This is a genomic window from Congregibacter sp. (assembly GCF_965662665.1).
Taxonomy (GTDB): Bacteria; Pseudomonadota; Gammaproteobacteria; order Pseudomonadales; family Halieaceae; genus Congregibacter.
The window spans coordinates 92,578-113,112 of record NZ_CBFIIF010000005.1; the positions used below are offsets into that span (position 1 = coordinate 92,578).

Below are 20,535 nucleotides of genomic sequence, written 5' to 3' on the forward strand. Positions count from 1 at the left end.
GAGCAGTGAGTACAAGGTGCTCAGAGTCTTATCGGTAAATCTCTAACGCGCTGACCCGTAGCTGCGAAGATTGCGTTGCCAATGGCCGGAGCGACGGCAATAAACGGTGGCTCGCCGAGGCCCGTAGGAAACTCATCGCTTTCCATAAACTTGATATCCAGCTCTGGCACATCCGCCATGCGCAGAGGCTTGTAGCTATCCAGGTTACGGTCTCGCACCTGTCCGTTTTCAAATGCTGTTCCCTCGTGGAGAGCAAGACTCAGACCCCAAAGGGTTGCTCCCTCTGCCTGCGCGAGAGCGCCGTCGGGATGCACCACCGTTCCGCAATCCAGCGTTTGCCAGAGCTTTTTCACCGTGACGTTTTTACCATCTACGGCAACGTGCGCCACACAAGCGCTCCAGGTCGGCATTGCCCGCTCCTGGCCATGTGCCACAGCAACACCCAGGGCTTCTCCCTCAGGCAGAGACGAACCCCACCCCGAGCGCATCTGCACATCTTTTAGTACGGCGGCTAAACGGGACGCTCCACCCACCTGCATGGGCGCGCTTCCCGCCTGTCTACCCACCGCATTGAGCAATGAGAGACGATACTCCAGAGGATCCATCCCCAGCTTTACAGCAATCTCATCCATAAAGGACTCAACACCCCAAGCAATCCAGCCCGGACCTACCGACCGCAACCAGCCAGGCAAGAAAGTCTCTTGCGCGAGGGTGTTGTTGATAGCGCGTACACGATGATTGTCGAGGTCATACCAATGATCAGCACCATTAATCGAGAACCCGTCAAACTTGCCGTTGCCATCAACACCTTCGCCCAAAAATCCGGGCGCCATGGACAGCGTTGGCCAGCCTGCCGCGGCCGCGTGATCAATGGCACTTAGGCTACCGTCCTCGGCAAAGGCGGCATCCAAGCGCGCCACCGAGGGTGAACGTGCGCAATCAAACAGGCTGTCTGCGGGTCGCGTCATGACTAGCTTCACCGGCTTCCCCAAGGCTCGGGCAGCATGGGCCGCGGGGATCATTTGATCGCCAAACAGACGACGACCAAATCCTCCCCCCAGGTAGTAGGTGTGCAGCACAATGTCTTCTTCCTGCATGTCCAATGACTGGGCAAGCACCGGAATGATCAGTGACTGCCACTGGTTTCCCGCATGCACATGACACTGACCGTCACGAAACTCCACCAGGGCGTTCTGCGGCTCCAGGGTGAAGTGCAGAGCCGTACTGGTCCGGTAAGTTGCGGACAAAGTATCGCTGGCGGAGGACATTGCCGCGGCCGTGTCTCCAGCATTCACAAAGAGCACACCGGCTTGCGGGTCATCAACCAGACTCTTACCCTCGGAAAGAATATCGTCTTCGCTGACACTCGCGGTCTCACCCGCATCCCACTCGACCTTCACCGCTTCTGTCGCCTTCATGGCTGCGGGGAAACTATCGGCGATCACCAGTGCCATGCCCTGAACAAACCCTGAGGAATCTTCAATGGCCATGGTCTGCTGGTACCCGGAGATTTCCTTTGCCGCACTATCATCAATCGACGTAATCACACTGCCATATCGGGTCGGCGCCACGATGGGATGGGCGTAAACCATGCCCGGCAGCTCGGCATCGAGACCATATATCGCGGCACCTTTGGACTTTGCTGGCACATCCAGCGCGGACGTCTCCTTACCAATGAGCGTTCTCGAAGCCGCAGGTTTGATTGGCATCGCCGCCAGCTCGTCGTCGCTGAAGGTTCGGCTTATGTCGCCGCGGGACACAATCTCTGCAAAGCTCAGAGATTGCCCTGCACCAGAAACAACGCCGTTACTAGCGCTCAGTTGCGCCGCATCAACACCCAATAACGCAGCCGCCGCATCAATCAATACCGTGCGACCCGCCGCGCCGGCGCGGGATAGCATTTCAAAACTCGTGACCACAGACCAGGACCCACCGGTCACCATGTAGCCCCACTTAGGATCCGTATCCACGTGCGCGAGGCTTACACTCTCCCAGTCGGCGCCCAACTCTTCGGCAACGATGCGAGCAAGCGCGGTACCGACGTGCTGCCCCATTTCGGCCTTGGCGATATTCACCAGAATCTCGCCCGCCTCATTTATTTCAAACCACACTGCAGGAGAAAACATGCGACTGCCGCCCGTGGCGACAATTTCGCTGACAACTTCTTCTTTGGAACAACCGGGCAATACAACGCCCAGCCCCATCATTAATCCCGTACCGAGACTACCCGCAAGAAAGCTTCGACGACTGACGCCTGTTTTTAGGTCTTTCATGAGTTCATCTCCCCTTCCGCAGCCGACTTGATCGCTTTGTGAATCCGGGTGTAGGACATACAGCGACAAAGATTGCCGGTCATTGCCTGGGTGATCTCGGCTTCCGTGGGATTCGGGTTGTCCTTCAGGAATGCTTCCGCCGTGACGATCTGTCCCGACTGACAATAGCCGCACTGAGGCACCTGTGCTTCTACCCAGGCCTCCTGGAGCGCGGTGCCTTCAGGACTGGCAAGACCTTCGATAGTCGTGACCTCAGTTCCCGCCACTTCGCTTACCGGAAGCACACAGGACCGAATAGGGACGCCGTCTCGCTGCACCGTGCAGGCTCCACACTGGGCGATGCCACAACCAAACTTGGTGCCCTTGAGCCGCTGCTCATCCCGAATCACCCACAGCAACGGCGTGTCGCCGGGTGAATCCGTGGAGACCTGCTTGCCGTTTAATGTAAATTCGATCACGCGATATCCTCCGTATTTTTTACCAAGCATAGCGTATTGTCGGGAAGTTCCTAAGCTGCATGTCAGCCATGGCTTCTTAGCCGCTGTTAATTGAGGAGAAACAATCTGGAAAGCTACCTGCTTCTTTTTGGCTCCGCCTTTCTCGCCGCCACGATTCTCCCGTTTTACTCAGAAATCGTACTGGTCATGGCTCTACAGGAAGGGGCTGATCCTTGGCTGCTATTACTGGCAGCTACGCTGGGCAATACACTCGGTGCCGTAGTGAACTGGTTCCTCGGCCAGCAGCTTTTAAAGTTTCAGGACAAGCGCTGGTTCTACTTCAGTCCCGCGCAAATTTCGCGGGCGCAGCACTGGTTTCAGCGCCGGGGAGTCTGGTCGCTATTTTTTGCGTGGCTGCCGATTGGCGGGGATGCTCTAACCCTCATAGCAGGGGTAATGAAAGTTCGCTTAGCGACTTTTCTCGTGCTGGTCGGGATAGGCAAAGCCCTGCGCTACGGCTTTGTACTGCTTATCGCACTCTATGCGCTTTAGCTGATTAAAAACGATAGCGCCGGGACCCCAGGGTCAGCCGCTCAGTAAACCCACCATGCTAAAGCCCAGATAATTACCCAGAGCCAAACCAGCAGAGCCCACGAGGATCGCAGGCAGCTCAAGGTCACTACGACCCAGGCTCCTGGCCAGAGCCAAAGCCGAGGTGCCGCCCCCAATGTTGGCCTGAGAGGCCACTGCCGCGGTTTCGAGATCGGCTTTAAGAAGACGAGCAGTACCGAATACAACGGTGCCATGCACGGCTACAAGCACCACCACAAAAACACCCAGCACTGGCGCGAGCTCTCCCATACGCATAAGCGCCTCCGCATCACACAGAGATCCGATCACCGCGAGAAACAGGTACACCGATAAAAGACCCAGCAGGCGAGCGCCTTTTAAACGCTGAACCAGAGGCATTTGTGCAAGACCGAGAGCCAGTGTAGACAGCACCAACACCGATGGGAGGTCTAACCCAGCGTACTCCTTCAGAACCTCTGCCAGGAGTTCCGATAAGCCAACGGCCGCGATACCTAAAGCAATCACCGCAGCCAGATCGAAAATGCGGGCCACCTCGCCATCATCCTGAATAGGTTCGGCGTGAGGTCGCACAGCCTGACCATCGGGTTTGGGCCAAAACCCAACCAACAAACGAGGAAGCGTCACGCAAACCACCATCCATACGGTGGTCATGGCGTTGTCCACTGCTGCGGCACCAGCATAAAGTGCAGCGTCCTCCATCACCCCGTATTCAAGGGCCACCGCATTGTAGTTAACGCTGCCGCCCACATAAGTGCCTGTGAACATACCCGCCAAAGCCGCATGTTGATCGCCAAGGGCTTCTGCACCACCCACCACCCAGTGCCCCGCAGCGGCCCCCATCGTGGTGCCACAGGCTCCAAACAAAAATAGTAAGAGCGTGGGACCGCCAACCTGACCCAGACTGCGCAAATCAACCAACAGCAATAGCCAAAAGATGCCCAGAGGCGCCACGTAGGTAAAGATCGCGCCATAGAGGGGCGTTTCGGGACCGTAGGTGGGTATGACACCAAGGTTTGCCATCAGGGCGGTAAGAAGAATGACCAGTAACGCCGCCCCAAAGTGACGGAGCCAGGTGCGCGTCGCCAGCCATTCGGAGATCGCAATGAGTGCAGCCAAAACAGCGGCAATAGACAGTGTGCTGGTAAACATCAGTGCATGTTACACGGAAGTCGAGGCATTCTGAGTACTTGCGAAACTGCCGACTATTCCCGCACTTTTTTTCAGTGATTTCTTGCACTGGGACGTCTCTGCCGCTACCCTTTGCACCGCTTATAATTGACCGACCAAACGTGGCTCAATATTTGGCTCTTCTAGCTCACAACCCAGCTAATGAATTCGACGGTCCGTTGCGGACCGCACGCGATTATCGCCCAGACTCCTCATCGCCCAGACGCTCCTATGCCGCGCCTGCGAAGAAAGTCTCTCCGGACAACAATGCCGGCGTGATCTGCGACTAACAACATGGATATCAACGGACATACTGAATGCTTACTGCACGAAATTTAGAAAAGATCATGGAGCTGGAAGACAAGCTCCGCACCGAATATCAGGTGCAACTCGACGCGAAATCAGAAGAGATTAGCAAGCTCGAAAAAGCGACAGAAGATCAAAAGGCGGTCATCGCCAAGCAACTCGAACAAATCTCAGCCCTGTCCGTTGACGCGTCAAAGAACAAGAAGGTAGAGCAGCGTAATCGCGAACTCCACCAGCGCTGCGAAAACCTTCTTGAAGATGTTGCCAAGCAAAAGACCCGCGCCAAGGCGCTGCAATCTGATCTTTCTGAGGTTCGCGAAGAAATCGCAACCTTGAAGCAGTTTGATCCGGCAAAAATGAAGAAGAACCTGGATGCCAGCAAGAAGAAACTCGCCGAGAAGACTTCCGCCAACGATCTTTTGCAAAAGTCTTACAAGCAAACCAAAAACGAAAATGCTGACCTTAAAGCACAGCTGAAAGCGCTCGAAGCTAAGCTCGAAGAGCTGGAGCCAAAAGACAGCGACTTTGAAGAAACGGATGTGGAGCAGGAAGCCGCAGCCTAAGCCGTCGTTTATCGCATAAACGCGGGGCAAAAAACGCGAGAAATGTTGCCCCGATTAGCGGTACACTAGGCTTCGTAATATCCTGCTACATCATGACTTATTGCGCCCGTAGCTCAGCTGGATAGAGTAACTGGCTTCGAACCAGTTGGTCGGGAGTTCGAATCTCTCCGGGCGCGCCATTTCCCTTTTAGTCATCCCTAATGTAGTGCGAATGTAGTGCGAGTGATCAGTGCAGGAGCCCAACGGCTCTTACCAAACCCGCTGAAACCACTAAACCAGCTCTTGTAAAACCAGCTCTCGCGAAACCAGCTCTGGTAAAACCAGCCTTGATAAAGATAAACCCGGGATTAAATTAAGCCTCGGTTGCGAAGCAGTGGCTGCACCTTGGGGTCTTGACCCCGAAAGTTGCGGTACAAAGTCATGGGATCAACGGTCCCTCCACGCTCGAGTATGTTTTCTCTAAACGCCGATGCTGTTTTTGCATCAAAGAGGCCGTTCTCTTTAAAGGCCTCATAACCGTCGGCATCCAGGACCTCTGCCCAGATATACACGTAATAGCCCGCAGAGTAAGCGTCATCGCTGAAGATATGTTGGAAGTAGGTCGACTTGTATCGAGGATCTACCAGCGGGGTCTTACCAATATGCTGCATGGCCTGGGCTTCGACTTCCCCAATCTCCTGCGCAGACACGTCCGCTGTGCCGTGCCAGGCAAGGTCCAGGTAGCAAGCCGCCAGATACTCTGTAGTGGCAAAACCCTGATTAAACTGTTCCGACTCTCTTAGCTTGGCAATCAACCCCTCAGGTATGGGGGCGTCGGTGTCCACATGACGCGCATAGGAAGACAGCACCTCAGGCTCCATGGCCCAGTGCTCCATGATCTGCGAGGGCAGCTCGACAAAGTCCTGCTTCACGTTGGTTCCACCGAGACTTGCGTAGCGCACATTGCTCAGCAAACCATGGAGGCCGTGTCCAAACTCATGAAAAAGCGTTCTGACCTCGTCCACATCCAGCAGACAGGGTTCGGACTTAGGAAAATTACAGCAGTTCACAATCACGGGGGTCACCCGCGCACCGTCATTACTTTGCGACCTAAACTCGCTCATCCACGCCCCGCTGCGTTTGGAAGGTCGCATATAAAAGTCGAACAAAAAGAAGCCTATGCGGCTGCCATCGGCCTCGCTGACCTCGTAGGTCAATACGTCCGGATGGTACACGGGCAGATCTGGACGCTCTGTAAAGACAAGGCCATACAGTTTGTTGGCCACCTCAAACACTCCATCGCGGACATTCTCCAGCTTGAAGTACTGCTTCAGTTCATCGGGATCCAAATCAAAACGCTGGCGGCGCAATTTCTCGGTGTAGTACCACCAGTCCCAGGGCGCTAGTTCTTCTTCGTCCTCGAGCCCCGCACACTTCACCAGGTCCGCCGCCTCTTTAGCCACCTGCTCCTGACAGGGCTGCCAAACCTTGTCGAGTAACTCGCGTGCGGCAAACGGTGTCCTAGCCATACGGTCGTCGAGCATAAAATCAGCGTGGGTCGCAAAACCCAACAACTTGGCCCTCTCGTCTCGCAGGGCAACGATCTCCCTAATCAAAGGACGATTGTCGACACTCCGCGTGCCGCAACTCGTATAGGCAGCGTAGATCTCCTCACGCAGATCCCGGCTATCGGCGTATTGCAGAAATGGCGTAATAGAAGACCTGGAGATGGTAAACACATAAGCATCGTTTTCACCGCGCGTGCGAGCCTCATCCCGCCCCATCTCCAGTACAAAATCAGGCAGGCCCGCGACATCGCTCTCTGAGCTCAGAACCAGCGCGTAGTCATTGCTGTCCTTCAGGACGTTTTGGCCAAAACGCGTGCACAGTACTGCCAGCTGTTCGGTGATGGCACTGACTCGACCGCGCTGCGCGTCTTCTAGTTCGGCACCCGCGCGCACAAAGGTGCGTCGGGTTTCTTCCAGCAGCTGCGTCTGCTCAGCGCTGAGCGATTCGTCCCCCTCGCACACGGCCTTCACGCGCGCGAAGAGCTGTGGGTTGGCATAAATCCCACTGCGGTGCGCACTACACTCTGGCGCAACCTCACATTCAAGGGCCTGAAGGTCGGCATTGGTATCCGAAGACGTCAGATTCCAAAACACATCCTCAACCCGACGCAAACTCGCACCGCTGTGCTCGAGAGCCTCCAGGGTGTTCGCAAACGTGGGCGGCTCGGGATTAGAGACTATGTCTTGTATCTCTTCCCGCTGCTGGGCAAAGCCCCGATCAAAGGCCTCTCGATAGTGCTCAAAACGGATCGCCGGAAAATTGGGGATACCCGTGTCGGCCACAGGCTCAAAGAAGGGATTAGTCATGGGTTTTCAATCCTGAGGCAAAGCTTAGGGAACGCCTTGGCGGTAATACAAAGCCAAGGCGAGGCAGTCACGGTGAGAGATTAACCATCCGGCGTGTCATTTGCGAATGCGCCCAGCTTGTCAGCCCGCAGCAGCCAACGTACTCTCGGTTACACGATCCGCTCACGAGGTCATCTCTCATGCACAGCGCAGCACACAATAAAAAACGTCGTCACCTACTCAAAGCTATGCTCGCTGCCTCTGCTGCAGCTTCCGTGAGCCGACCAGGCTGGGCCAACCTCGCTATGGGCAAAGCCGACCTCATCGTTACCGGCGGCACCTTCCACACCATGGATATCAGCACCTCCAATGCCGAGGCAATGGCCGTGAGAGGTAATCGTATACTCGCGGTAGGCTCTATCGCCGACATCAATAGTCTCGCTGGCCCAAATACCCGGCGCATTGACGCCCGGGGACTTACGGTAACCCCGGGGTTCATCGATGCACACTCTCATCCGCTTATGGCCAACGAGGCCATCAGTACTGATGTAAACGTCCGTCAAATTTCGAAAGTGCAGTCTCTGTTAAAAGAACGGGCCCAGCGCACGCCGCCAGGCCAATGGGTGATGGCGCACATGTATGACGACACAAAGTTTGACGAAGGACGAGCTCTCACACGGCAGGATATCGATGCGGTTGTACCCTCACAGCCGGTAATGGTTCGTCACCGCGGAGGACACACCGGCGTCGTAAACTCCAAGGCCTTTGCTATGGCCGGAATCGATACCGACACGCCGGACCCCGAAGGTGGACGATTCTTCCGAGAGGACGGTCAGCTCACCGGCAAGGTCGCCGAACTGGCGATGGACGTTTTTAACGATGTGGGTGAGTGGCCGGTGGTGGATCGTGATACCAACCGCAAAGGCGCCAGCCTAATGACTAAACGCATGGCGGCGTCTGGGCTCACCAGCACCACCGATGCGGCGGGTGGATTAGAGGACTGGATTTCCTATATGGATGCCTTGGACGCAGGCGAGCTGTATAGCCGCGTCGCATTCATGCCCCGAGGTAACACGCCCATTTACTCCATGATGAAAGAAGCCGGCATGCGTTCCGGGTTCGGCAATCCAATGCTGCGCGTAGGCGCGGTCAAATACGCAGCAGACGGCAGTGCCTCAGAACGCACGATGCGTATGAGCACCCCCTTTGAGGGCACCGATGATTACGGCATTCTCACCATGTCTCAGGAGCAAATCGACGCTGCGGTAGACGACGCGGTTGCCAACGATTTCAGGATTGGTATTCACGCCAACGGCGATGTCACCATTGATATGGTGCTCACTGCCTACGAGCGCGTCCTTAAGAACTGGGAAGGCACAAATCCGCGCTTTCGTATTGAACACTGCTCCCTCGTGAATCCCGAGCTGCTTCGGCGTATCAAGGCGACCAATACCGTACCTACACCTTTCTATACCTACGCCTACTATCACGGCAACAAGTGGGTCGACTACGGTCCTGAGAAGATGCGCAGTATGTTCGCGCACCGATCGTTCATCGACGCGGGCATCATGGTGGCGCCGGCCTCTGACTTCACTCCCGGACCCTATGAGCCCATGATGGCGCTGCAAAGCATGGTCACCCGGCAGGACTCTCAAGGTCGCGTTTGGGGTGAGAACCAGCGCATTAGCGCAGCCGAAGCCATGCAGGTTTGCACCATGAACGGCGCTTATGCATCCTTCGAGGAGCACGATAAAGGTTCCCTCACGCCGGGCAAGCTGGCGGATTTTGTGTTGCTGGGACAAGACCCTCTCACTACGGATCCCAACGCCCTCAAGGATATCCCCATTGCCGCAACTTACCTCGATGGCCAAGCGGTGTTTGAAGCCTAGCTAGCTGCTAGCAGGACGACAAAACTCGAGAATTGGTTGGTTTCCAACGGCTTAGCTCGCCCGATGCTCGGTTCATCGAGTTTGCCGTGACCTTTGCTCGGGCCTCGCGCACTCTGTTTACTCAGAGTTTTCGCAGAGGTCCGAATCATGAAATCAACCGCACTCGCATTATCTATCCTGCTAGCTACGCCCTTCGCGTGGTCCGCCGATGAACCCATAAACGACATGCCGGGCTACGTCGACTTTGCGGAGCTCTCCCAGAATTACGGCGAACCGCGAGTCATGGTCAACCTGGGCGGTTCACTACTCAAACTCGTTGGCACTATGAAACACGACGATCCCGTGGCGGAAGAAGCACTCAAAAGCCTGGACTCCGTGCGCGTGCATGTTTACGACACGGAAGGAGAAACCAGCTCCGCTGAGCAGCGTATGGATACGGTAAGCAGCAAGCTCGAAACGCTCGAGTGGGAGCAGATTGTCCGAGTACGCGAGCCAGACGATCGAGTGAACGTCTACGTCAAATACACGGAAGATCGCATCCAGGGTTTGATGGTGATGGCGGTCAACTCCGAAGAGGCGGTGTTTGTAAATGTTCTAGGTGATATCGATCCCGCGCATCTCAACAAAGTCGTGGACAGCATCGATGTCGTTGACGACTTTGATATCGATATTGACATGGCGCCCTAAGCGATGAGAGTTATCGCGCTAATTGTGCTGGCGGCACTCGTTACGGGATGCGGCGTCACCGCATCTTCAAACAATCCCGGCTTTGTGAGTTTTGACACACCGGAGCACGAGGGCCTAAAACACGGCACGTCTATTTCTCTGGGTCCTCGCGTTTTGCGGTTTGCTGCAAAACATACGGAAGGCGACCCCCAGGCCCGGGCTCTCATGGAGTCCCTGGACGGGGTTCAGGTCAGCGTTTACAAGCTGTCAGCAAATATCGATCGCGCTGCGCTGGACGCCGATGTGGGTATCGCGACCGCCAAAGCATTCGATGAGCATTGGAGCCCTATCGTGCGAGTCGTCGAGGACGATTCCCGGGTGCACGTCTTTGTAAGAGAACAGGAGGGACGACTCCTTGGAATCGCCGTTGTCTCGGTAGACAGTGAGGAGCTCGTGTTCGTTAACATGATGGGTGAAATCGCCGCCGACAGTCTTGAAAGCTGGTCGTCCGTTGTACCTGGTTCTGACGCACTCGCACTCATTTCCACCGACACCGACTAAAACCGGCGTCAGGAGCAGCCTCTGCGTTCTGGCGAAACAGTGTTCAGTTAAAGATCAGACCCGCGTATTCTTCGCGCATCGACCCTCGGGGTTCTTTGTGCGGAGTTAACGCGATGCTGCGATGGATTCAACGCACCACCGTCCTGCTTACCCTGCTCACCCTACTGGGGAGCAATATTCTTCTTCTCACCAGCAGCGCCTTTAACGCCGCGGTCTCGACGGCACTCGCGACAACACTGGGTGTTCGCACCGCAAGTGCTGCCCTGTCATCTAAACTCGCGGGCAGTGAGCGACAGCTCCGTGCATTAAAGAGCACGCAGATTCGTCGTAGTTCTGCGGTACGGGGATTTGGCAAGAATCTCACAGCCCGCACTAAACGCGTCGCAGCCAGGGGTATTGCCGCCATCCCCGCGGAGTCACTCCCCTTCATCGGCGCGGCGGTGGTCGTATCCAGCATGGTGTATGAACTCTACGAAGCCTGCGAAACTCTGCGCGAGCTTGATACTCTTTACAGCGATCTGGGACTATCAGAGAGTGTCTCGGAAGATGCCATGAGCTCACTGTGTAATCCTCCGCCCCTGGACGAGCTTTTTACCCACTCTTCTTCTCAACCGGACGTCTAAAAAAAATGATCAAGCGCCTACTCATGCAGTCGCGATTTGCCGCAGGGCTTAGCTTCCTGGCTCTGCTCACACTTATCACCAGTGGTGTCCAAAGCGCAGAAGATCAACGTCCCCCGGGACTCAACGGCGCCACCTGGCAGTTTGGTCCTCTTAACCGCTGGGCCTATACGCATATGAGTGAGGTTCTGCCCAGTAAAACTATCCGCAGGGGCTCTAAAAGTCCGAGCCCCCTGCCGGGCCTCGGCGCCGCAGCCAAGGAAATGTCGATCGACTGGGACGGCAGCCCCGCGCAGCTCTCCAAGCTCATGGAGGAGCAGTACATCGACGGCCTGCTAGTGATCAAAGATGGTCGTGTCGCTTTCGAGCGCTATGCGGGAACCCTGACCCCTGAGCGCACACACCTGCTTTGGTCTGTCAGCAAAACGATTACCGGCTTGACCGCTGCGAGTGTCTCAGCAGACGGTCTGATCGATCTCGACAAGACCGTGGCTGACTACGTACCCGAACTTAGGAACAGCGGCTGGGGACAGGACACGCTCAGGGACGTGTTGGACATGCGTGACGGCTCTGAGTGGAATGAAGACTATGCCGCAGCAGATAGCACCGTGCGTCGACAAGACTGCTCTGATGGCTTGCTGACGGGACCCGACTGCGAAGGTGTACCGGTAATCGGTAACTACCAGTTTTTACCGGCGGTGGGTCGAATGGCGGGGCGCCATGGCAGCTTTGTTTACAAGTCCGGCACCACCGATGTCATGGCCTGGGTACTTGAGGCGGCAACCGGCAGGCGGTTTGCGGACCTGGTGGAAGAAAGAATCTGGCAACGCATTGGCGCCGAACAGGATGCCGGCATCACGGTAGACACCGCAGGGTTCACCCTCGCATCGGGAGGCATGCATGCCACGCTTCGAGATATCGCCCGCGTCGGTCAGTTGATGCTCAATCGCGGCAAAGTTGGTGACGAACAGATTCTCCCCGCCGCCTGGATGGACGACATTTTCTCCCGGGATGGCAGTCGCAGCTGGCCCAAGGAAGCGCCGGTAAGCACTCGCCCCTACTACCGTTCGTTTATGTGGGGCCTGGGTGATGGAAACGGCTCAGCGCAGGCTCGAGGTGTGCACGGCCAGCTCATTCACGTCGCTCCGGCATCTAACACCGTCATTGCGATGCTCTCCAGCTGGCCCGATGCCGAGGGCGGCGCGCCCGGTGTTGGAGGTCGATCACAGCGACAACTCATTAAAGCGATTGAGGCTGCTGTGCGCTGACAACCGCTGCGACGGCGCTACAAGTTTTCGATGGGCACGTAGTCGATATCAAAACCAAAGGCCCGGGGCTCCACCACCTTTAGAGCCTTCTCGCTGCGATAGTGCGGCGGGCAGCCAATCCCAAAAATAGTGACCCGCTGACCATAGTGCACACGCTCGGCGTTAATCGGCGCCGAGGTCTCGTGATCTACCATGGTGATCAGGTCCGGCACGCTGGCAACCACGCGATTACCCATCTCGGCCAACAAGAATTCGTTCTTAATGGCGAGGCGCAGGGGCGGCGAATCATCTATCGTCGATTCCAGCACCGCTTCACCCACATCAAAGCCTCCGACGGTCTTGCGACTGATATCCACGACTTTGCCGGTATAGAGGTGCTTAAACTCTCCGTAATCCGACGTTTCAAACAGCTCTCTTAACGGCGCTTCGATTTGCGTCGCATTCCCGGAGTGCCTCTTGAGAACCCTGCCCAGCTCCAGTGCAAAGCTAATGGTCCCGGGAATAATGGCTCGCCGAGCTTCTTCACTGTTCATGGGATGTTCTGCGGTAAACACCATACCGCCCATGGCCATGGATAAGTTGCGAATCTGCCTCTCGTAGAGCACCGCGTCCTTCACATCGAAATATACCGCGCCGCCGCTGTAGTCCACGGCAACCGCAGGACTGGGTTTCACGCCTTCGATAGCAAAGGTCATCATTTGGGCCTCAGGCAGTGCTCGCGCCATGCCGTCACCATCGATCAAGGGAATCCCCTTGGCGGCCGCTGCCAAGAGTGGCACAACGGAATTAGCACCACCGACCTCAAAAGAGACCAGATGCGTGATCGGCTTGCCGATCCACTCCTGCCAGCGATCAACGACTTCAAGGCATTCATTGCCGATAGGCAACTGCTCAAGACTAATCGAGGGCGCGCCCACCTCCCCCACGGCAACTACGAGCGATTCGTCGGGTAGATCCTTTAAGGGGAACAGCGTGACCGGGCCATGCTTTTTAAGCGCTTCGATGACCAACACCTGACTAATGTAAGGATCGCCGCCTCCCCCCGTGGCAAGAAACACCGACCCCATACACAGCTCTTCGATATCGTCATGGGTAATGGTTACGCTCATGTTTCGCTCCCTGCAAAGTCAAGATCACCCACCATCTTTACCCGCAATCGCGTCGACTCATCTGCCATGTAAGAGATCGCCGTTTCTTCGATGTCAGCGATGCGGATACTACCTGGCTGTGCACCCGCCGCCATGAGTTCCTCACTGAGGATGGCCTGGAGCTCAGCTAACACCTCATCACGCGGGTGTTCACGGTAAGAGACGATGCGCTCGACCTCTCGTCCTACCTGCGCATTTGCCGCGCCAATGGCATTCGCCACGCCGGCGTGCTCGGGGCGGAGTAAGTCTGAAGCGTTGTTCAAATCCCGAGACACCAGAACCGCACCACCCCCTACGAGAATCACCGGAACCGGTTCCCGACTCGACTTCATCTGATCAATACCGTCATCGATGATTTCGTGCATGCGGCTCATTGCGGCCTCGACCGTCGTGGGTGACAGATCATTAACTCTTTCGCGGCTGCCTATCTCTGCCGCACCGGCGGCCACGGCGATATCCGTAGCGGTCAGGGTGTCGCCACCAAAAACGCGACCATCAGTCACCAGACGATAACCGACGCTTTGAGGGCCGATAGTCTTACCGTCGTCACTGACCAGGCTGCCGCCACCCAAGCCGATGGCCTGAATGTCCGGCATGCGAAAGTTTGTCCGCACACCACCGACCTTGATCGCTACGTTGGACTGCCTTGGAAATCCCCCCTGCAGCACGCCAATGTCTGACGTCGTGCCGCCGATATCCACCACAACCGCATCGCTAAGCTGAGTCAGCAGACTCGCGCCACGCAGAGAGTTTGTCGGTCCCGAGGCAAAGGTCAGTGCGGGGAACTCTGCAGCAAAATCTGCAGACATCAAGGTGCCATCGTTTTGGCTTATGTAAAAAGGACAGCGGATCTCGCGCGCGGCCAAAGCATCCTCAAACGCCTGAACAACATTTGTGGCGAGAGGTCTCAAACTGGTGTTGAGGATCGCCGCGTTCTCCCGCTCCAGCAGTCCCATGCCACCTATTTGGTGAGACAGCGTAACGCCTGCATCGGGGATTTTTCGACGCAGACGTTCTGCAACGGCGAGTTCCTGCTCGGGATTTGAGGGTGAAAACACGCCCGAAATAGCAACCAGCTTTATACCTTTAGCGGCAATCTCGTCGATAACCCCATCGATCTCGTTCTCATCGAGCAGGCCAATAGGGAACCCATCATAGGTGAGCCCGCCGTGCACCATATAGCCATTACTGCCGATGGCATCCGCAATGTCCTGCGGCCAGTCGGTCATGGGCGGGATCATCTCTCCCGATGGCAACGCAATTCGTATGACGGCGGTTGGGGCGAGTTCGCGACGCTCAATCACCGCATTGGTGAACTGCGTCGTACCGATCATCACTGCCTCGACAGCATCGTGAGCCACGCCACTGCGCTCAAGAATCACATCCAGTGCGCCTAGGACGCCGTCTCGAACATTTGCCGAGGTTAAGAACTTTGTTGAGGCAATCACTCTGTGTCCATCGAGGATCACAGCATCCGTATGCGTGCCGCCAACATCGATACCAATTCGCATAGCTATACCTTGCGCCTGTACATTTCTGTGCGAAGCTTACACGCTACAAGCCAGCACATATCCTCACCAGGAACTATTCATGACCGAAGCCGAACTCACCGCACTTAAAACCGCCTTCACGTTTATGCCCCAAGCGATAGAAGTGACAAAGTACGAGTATGGCGAGCGCTATGAGCGCGTACTGGAGCAGGTGCAGATGGTTCGTGCCTGCCTCCTTGAACAGGGCGTTGATCCCGACGAAGTCGCCGGTGAGATCAACCCCGATACCTCCCCAAACTCCTACTACTGAGAGCGCGAACTCCCGGCGCTATCGTCTCCTTCGAGCGGTCACCCACTCTACGCAGGAGTAAGCGATCATCGACAACAGCAGAGCGTCGAGGGCCCCGATACTGGTTACTGATGCACCGGCGTAGTAAAGCCACGCAGACACCAAACCGGAACCGAGAGCAACAGCCACCGCGCTGATCTTGAGAGCCGGGCGCTCCTGCAAATGGGCCTCAGAAAAATCCCGCCGCCCAAACACATAAAAGTCCGCAAAATAGACGCCCGCAATGGGTGGCACAAGCAATCCCATGAGAATCAGGAAGTCGATGAGCTGGTCGGAGATCCCCACAATGGCAGCCGCAGTCCCCACTACGCCCATGATGATGACAACCGAACGATAATCACCCAGGGGTACAGACGCGCGGGACGCCAGGGCGGTGGAGTACAAGTTGATGACATTTGTCGTCCAGGTAGCAAACACCAGCACCGCCAAGGCAAGACCACCAAATCCCATGAGCATCATGTAGGTCATGGGCTCAAGTTCGCCCCACACCAGCACGGGAATCATCCCGACGATGTAAGCGATACACATACCCCCGCCCTGACCAACGAAAGACGCGACGACACAATCACGCGTGGTTCGCGCGTAGCGGGTTAAGTCCGGAGTAAGCACCACGCCTACGATTGCCGCGCCAATAACCGCCGAGATCCCCGTAGCCATATCAATCGTGCCACTGCCCGGGATGCTCAAAAGCTCAGAGAAAGCGACCTGTCTGAGGGACAGCACAACCACAGCTGCCAGAGACAAGAGTAAAAAGGGCACGGCAATCAATGCCAGCCTGTCTATGGCCTTGAATCCGTAAATAGTAGTCACGGTGACGATGAGACTGGAGAGAACAGTGAAAGACCATTCGGGTAGCGCCAAGGTCGTAAGCTGAGCGGCCGCCAAAAAAAGCGTCCGGCCAAAGAGCTCCGCAGTTACGGCATACCAGCCCAGTAAAAACACACCAAAACCAAAGTTAACAAACTTGGCTCCTGCATAACCAAAGGTGTGCTCGATAATCATGTAACTGGAAAGGCGTGTTCGGGCGCCCACGATAGCCGCGGGTATGGACATTAAACTCAGCGCAATAGCGCCAAGAAACGTAGCAGTCATTGCCGAGCGCAAACCCATACCCTGGGCAAGCTCACCCGCGCTGTACATCAAGGGCAAAGTGATAGAAATGCCAATCAGTACAATACCGATCTGCATACCACTCACCGCTTCGGCAGGGTCAACCGGCGTTCGAGAGTCGGCGTCGTAAGCGAGAGCGTCAGCCAAGCCGGTTTACCTGCTTCAAGAGTATTTGCAGGACCCTAACACACGGACATTAATCACTTCTTCGATAGATCGCAGCGCTTCGAGTGAACTGTCGCTAGGACACGCTTCCAAATCAATAATGTTGTACGCGATATCGGCGCGGCTCTTGTTCAGCATATCGACAATATTGATGTCGTGGTCAGCGATGATTGCGGTGATTTGATTCAACACCTTAGGCACGTTCCTGTTGCTGATGGTGACCCGTACCGGCGTTGTGCGCGGCAGGGCAATATTCGGAAAGTTCACCGAATTAGCGATGTTGCCATTTTCAAGAAAATCCATGAGCTGATCCGCCACCATGATCGCGCAGTTCTCCTCGGCTTCACCAGTACTCGCACCAATGTGCGGCATCTGCAGCATCCCCGGATGACGGAGTGTTTCATTGGCGGGGAAATCAGACACGTAGCGATGCATACGCTCCTCACTCAAGGCACGCATTACCGCTTCGTTGTCGACGATCTCACCCCGGGCAAAATTTAGCAGCACTAAAGACGGGTTCACGTTAGCGAGCAAGTTATCGCTCACCAGCCCTCGGGTGGCATCCAATACCGGTAGATGGAGGCTGATGTAATCGGCCCGCCCAAAGAGACTGTTGAGGTTATCCATTTTCTCTACGTCACTGGAGAGCCGCCAGGCTGCCTCGACGCTGATCGCCGGGTCGTAGCCGATTACCTTCATGCCCAGAGCCAGGCCCATATTGGCTACCAGTGACCCAATGTTGCCCAAGCCCACAACACCCAGGGTCTTACCAATAAGCTCGGTGCCTGCAAAACGCTTCTTCTCTTTTTCCAGTAATGGGTCCAGACCGTCCTGCTGTTCGAGGGACTCTACAAACTTCATGCCCTCATAAATATCTCTGGAGCCCAAGAGCATGCCCGCCAGTACCAGCTCCTTCACGGCATTAGCATTCGCGCCGGGGGCGTTGAAGACAACGACACCCTCTTCGCTGCAGCGCTCAAGGGGAACGTTGTTCACACCCGCACCGGCGCGGCCAATGGCCTTAAGCGTGTCGGGAAACTCCATATCGTGGAGTTTCTGACTGCGAATCAAAAATGCGTCAGGATGCGGTAACTCGCCGGCGACTTCGTAGTCTTCCCGGCTGAAACGATTTAGACCCTTCACTGAGATGGTGTTGTAAGTGCGAATTTTGTACATAAGAAACTGTGTGCTGGCGTAGAGCGCGCGGGATTGTAGGCCTAATAGCCTATGGACCGCCAGACAGCATAAGATAGAAGTTTAAACGTCGGAGACTTTTGATGCTCAAACCCCTCGCAATGCTGCTATTCGCTGCGCCGCTATTCGTCCTCGCGTCGCAGGAGCCCACCGATGTTTTCACCAGCGTGACGCCTAAGAACTTCGACGCTGGTGGGGCCGTAAGTTTACAGTTTCATCTAAATGCCGAGTCCTACCTACGCAGCACGACTATCGCTCGGGACGGCGAGGTTCTCGAGCTCAATCCAATGCCCAACCCGGCGCTGGGAAAAGCGTCCGTTGTCGTCAACGGTCAGGCCACCGACTTCTCATCTTACGTAGCTGATGACGCGCTATTAGATAGCGTTCTCATACTCCATGGCGACCAGATTGTGTTCGAGGCCTACCCAAGGATGGAGCCGCAGGAGCGACATTTTGGCTGGTCAGTCACCAAGGTTCTTACCTCCGCAACACTGGCAACCCTGGTTGCCGAGGGCAAGGTGAACATGGACGAGCCGGTGGAGAAATACCTGGCCGAGCTGCGTAGCACCGCCTGGGCAAGCACATCAGTCCGCGACATCGCCAATATGGCTTCAGGTATAAACTGCCTTGATAGCGATGGCTATCAGACAAGCACCACCTGCATTTATCGAATGGAAGAAGCCCTGGGCATCACCGCTCCCGCAGGCAACACCGCTTCGTTTCTGTCGCTCATCAAGGACATGCAGCGTTTGCGCCCGGCGGGAAAGCGCAACGAATATGTATCCGCCAACACCAATGTACTGATGCTCATCATTGAGCGTGTCACCGGGCAGAGCTACGCCGATGCAGTACAGGAGCGGATTTGGCAGCGCATTGGCGCTGAGTCGGACGCACTCATGGCTGTCAGCGCAGAGGGTCATGCCTACGCCTCGGGTGGACTCATGGCAAGACTCCGGGATCTTGGGCGCTTTGGACTGGTATTCACAGACGGCAAACGCTTCCCGGACATAGCAAGCACCATGCTCGCCGACCTCAACAACGGCGGCGGAATTTCACGAATAGACGAAGGTTCAAATTGGGCCCCCAAGGGCAACAGCGAGGACGTCCCCCGCCGTGCGGGCTGGCAGTGGGACAGGATCTGGGATGACGGCGCTATGTTTAAGGGTGGCTATCTCGGTCAGGGGCTGTATGTCGATGCCGCTCGTGACCTTGTCATCGCATGGTATGGAACAGGGCTGGACTTCAGCGCCAGACAAACCGACATGCTGTCCGTCGGGCGTCAGCTAGCCGTCTCCGGTTTGTTTGCAAAACGCCAGGAACCCGAATCGTTGAAGACAATCATCCAGAACAGAAATTACGAGTACGAGGTCGCGTTTAAGGCACAGGATATTTCGGCGATCCTTGCCTTACATGCCGACGACGTTGTTTTCATGAGCTCCCACCGGGAACGTGTAGTCGGAGTCACCAACTTAAAGGCGTCTCTGGAAGGAGAGCTATCTCTGGGAGAGAGCAGCATTCGCCTCACAACCGAGGAAGTCACGCGTTCCGGCGAGTTTGCCATAGAGGTCGGCCGCTATGAGCTGGAATTGGGTGCTGATACTGACGAGCCGATAAGCGATGTCGGTGATTACCTGGTGATATGGCAACAAAACACCGCGGGCGACTGGCTCATCTACCGCGACATTACTACGAGCACGCAGCCCTTACCTTGAACTGATGCCGGTAGCTAAAAAAAGCTGGGGGGCAGCGGAGCAATCATGACCTTTGCCCGCGGGGTAGTGCGAATCCTTCTCGCCGTCGCGATGAGCACAATCATGACTGCGTGCGGCGAGCGCCTGGTCCTTGGCGACGGCGTGCTGGCACCCGCCGAGCCCAGACAATGGGACGCCGAATCCCCTGCAATAAGGGTGGGAGATTTTGCCCTCTTTCCCCGAGCGGGGTATGACATCACCGCAAAGGTCCTCAGCAAGCGACAGTATCGCTGGGATGATCTGGCGGAGGTTGCTCCGTGGGACTTTGCGCTGGGATGGGGGACGCTCTCCGACGAGGCGACACTCAAGCCCATCAAGGTAGCCCAAGGTGATCGATTTATGTTTTGGCACCTGTACGACTCACCCTTGGATATCAATATCGCGAACCGATCATCGGCAAATATGCATTTAATTCCCGCTAACAGCGTCATAATGCAACGAATTTCGGCAATTCCTCCTGGCGCTATAGTCCAGTTCAAGGGCGAACTCGTGGATGTGCAGTTTCCGGATCAAAGCGTCATTCCTACAAGCCTCACACGAACTGACACCGGGCCAGGTGCCTGCGAGATACTCCTGGTGTCGGCGGTGAACGTTCTTCATCCAGCTGCGATAGATGCCGAGAAAAGCGATTAATAGACCCACTCTATGATCGTA

At 56.0% G+C, this 20,535-nt stretch carries 18 protein-coding genes and 1 tRNA gene; 11 read left to right on the forward strand and 8 right to left on the reverse strand.

The genetic code is table 11. From position 1 onward, the window contains the following. Positions 1–20: 20 nt before the first annotated feature. The gene (locus tag ACTG39_RS03630) at positions 21–2,273 is read right to left on the reverse strand and encodes a molybdopterin cofactor-binding domain-containing protein (RefSeq protein WP_439106171.1); all 2,253 of its coding nucleotides are present in this window, start codon (positions 2,271–2,273) and stop codon (positions 21–23) included. Beyond that, positions 2,270–2,731 carry a (2Fe-2S)-binding protein gene (locus tag ACTG39_RS03635; protein WP_439106172.1) on the reverse strand — a complete coding sequence of 154 codons (462 nt, stop codon included), beginning with the start codon at positions 2,729–2,731 and terminating at the stop codon, positions 2,270–2,272. Before ACTG39_RS03635 ends, ACTG39_RS03630 begins: the two co-directional genes overlap by 4 nt. Before the next feature lie 90 nt (positions 2,732–2,821). Between ACTG39_RS03635 and ACTG39_RS03640 the strand changes: the two genes are divergently transcribed. Continuing rightward, complete coding sequence (locus ACTG39_RS03640) at positions 2,822–3,262, forward strand: YqaA family protein (protein ID WP_439106173.1); 441 nt, start codon at positions 2,822–2,824, stop codon at positions 3,260–3,262. 33 nt (positions 3,263–3,295) lie between these two features. Here the strand turns inward: ACTG39_RS03640 and ACTG39_RS03645 are convergent, their stop codons facing one another. Further along, positions 3,296–4,450 carry a DUF819 family protein gene (locus ACTG39_RS03645; RefSeq protein WP_439106174.1) on the reverse strand — a complete coding sequence of 385 codons (1,155 nt, stop codon included), beginning with the start codon at positions 4,448–4,450 and terminating at the stop codon, positions 3,296–3,298. Positions 4,451–4,785: 335 nt separating this feature from the next. Between ACTG39_RS03645 and ACTG39_RS03650 the strand changes: the two genes are divergently transcribed. Together ACTG39_RS03650 and ACTG39_RS03655 are read left to right on the forward strand one after the other, a co-directional pair. Next, complete coding sequence (locus ACTG39_RS03650; protein ID WP_439106175.1) at positions 4,786–5,337, forward strand: hypothetical protein; 552 nt, start codon at positions 4,786–4,788, stop codon at positions 5,335–5,337. A gap of 102 nt (positions 5,338–5,439) precedes the next feature. Continuing rightward, positions 5,440–5,516 (forward strand) — tRNA-Arg (locus ACTG39_RS03655). A gap of 168 nt (positions 5,517–5,684) precedes the next feature. Here ACTG39_RS03655 and ACTG39_RS03660 read toward each other — a convergent pair. Beyond that, a complete protein-coding gene (locus ACTG39_RS03660) occupies positions 5,685–7,691 on the reverse strand; it encodes a M3 family metallopeptidase (protein WP_439106176.1) in 2,007 nt (668 codons plus the stop codon). Between the two features lie 254 nt (positions 7,692–7,945). Here ACTG39_RS03660 and ACTG39_RS03665 point away from each other — a divergent pair, with 254 nt between their 5' ends. From ACTG39_RS03665 to ACTG39_RS03685, 5 genes are all read left to right on the forward strand, one after another. After that, complete coding sequence (locus ACTG39_RS03665) at positions 7,946–9,559, forward strand: amidohydrolase (RefSeq protein ID WP_439106177.1); 1,614 nt, start codon at positions 7,946–7,948, stop codon at positions 9,557–9,559. Between the two features lie 147 nt (positions 9,560–9,706). Then, positions 9,707–10,246: a DUF4252 domain-containing protein gene (locus tag ACTG39_RS03670; RefSeq protein WP_439106178.1), complete on the forward strand. Its 540-nt coding sequence runs from the start codon at positions 9,707–9,709 to the stop codon at positions 10,244–10,246. Between the two features lie 3 nt (positions 10,247–10,249). Then, a complete protein-coding gene (locus tag ACTG39_RS03675; RefSeq protein WP_439106179.1) occupies positions 10,250–10,786 on the forward strand; it encodes a DUF4252 domain-containing protein in 537 nt (178 codons plus the stop codon). A 113-nt stretch (positions 10,787–10,899) separates the two neighbouring features. Further along, on the forward strand, positions 10,900–11,409 hold the full coding sequence (locus tag ACTG39_RS03680; protein ID WP_439106180.1) for a hypothetical protein: 510 nt from the start codon (positions 10,900–10,902) through the stop codon (positions 11,407–11,409). A 5-nt stretch (positions 11,410–11,414) separates the two neighbouring features. Then, the gene (locus ACTG39_RS03685) at positions 11,415–12,674 is read left to right on the forward strand and encodes a serine hydrolase domain-containing protein (protein ID WP_439106181.1); all 1,260 of its coding nucleotides are present in this window, start codon (positions 11,415–11,417) and stop codon (positions 12,672–12,674) included. 17 nt (positions 12,675–12,691) lie between these two features. On the opposite strand, the gene ACTG39_RS03690 is transcribed toward ACTG39_RS03685, so the two are convergent. Both ACTG39_RS03690 and ACTG39_RS03695 read right to left on the reverse strand, forming a co-directional pair. Further along, positions 12,692–13,783 carry a DUF917 domain-containing protein gene (locus ACTG39_RS03690; RefSeq protein WP_439106182.1) on the reverse strand — a complete coding sequence of 364 codons (1,092 nt, stop codon included), beginning with the start codon at positions 13,781–13,783 and terminating at the stop codon, positions 12,692–12,694. Further along, the gene (locus tag ACTG39_RS03695) at positions 13,780–15,333 is read right to left on the reverse strand and encodes a hydantoinase/oxoprolinase N-terminal domain-containing protein (protein WP_439106183.1); all 1,554 of its coding nucleotides are present in this window, start codon (positions 15,331–15,333) and stop codon (positions 13,780–13,782) included. Before ACTG39_RS03695 ends, ACTG39_RS03690 begins: the two co-directional genes overlap by 4 nt. A 79-nt stretch (positions 15,334–15,412) precedes the next feature. Between ACTG39_RS03695 and ACTG39_RS03700 the strand changes: the two genes are divergently transcribed. Continuing rightward, a complete protein-coding gene (locus ACTG39_RS03700) occupies positions 15,413–15,622 on the forward strand; it encodes a penicillin-binding protein (RefSeq protein WP_439106184.1) in 210 nt (69 codons plus the stop codon). Positions 15,623–15,640: 18 nt separating this feature from the next. Here ACTG39_RS03700 and ACTG39_RS03705 read toward each other — a convergent pair whose 3' ends face one another. Beyond that, positions 15,641–16,918 (reverse strand): purine-cytosine permease family protein, encoded by a 1,278-nt coding sequence (locus ACTG39_RS03705; protein ID WP_439106185.1) that lies wholly within the window; start codon positions 16,916–16,918, stop codon positions 15,641–15,643. A gap of 15 nt (positions 16,919–16,933) precedes the next feature. Next, a complete protein-coding gene (locus ACTG39_RS03710; RefSeq protein ID WP_439106186.1) occupies positions 16,934–18,112 on the reverse strand; it encodes a phosphoglycerate dehydrogenase in 1,179 nt (392 codons plus the stop codon). Between the two features lie 101 nt (positions 18,113–18,213). Here ACTG39_RS03710 and ACTG39_RS03715 point away from each other — a divergent pair, with 101 nt between their 5' ends. Then, a complete protein-coding gene (locus tag ACTG39_RS03715; protein ID WP_439106187.1) occupies positions 18,214–19,842 on the forward strand; it encodes a serine hydrolase in 1,629 nt (542 codons plus the stop codon). A gap of 45 nt (positions 19,843–19,887) precedes the next feature. Then, positions 19,888–20,514 carry a hypothetical protein gene (locus ACTG39_RS03720; RefSeq protein ID WP_439106188.1) on the forward strand — a complete coding sequence of 209 codons (627 nt, stop codon included), beginning with the start codon at positions 19,888–19,890 and terminating at the stop codon, positions 20,512–20,514. The last annotated feature ends 21 nt before the right edge of the window (positions 20,515–20,535 follow it).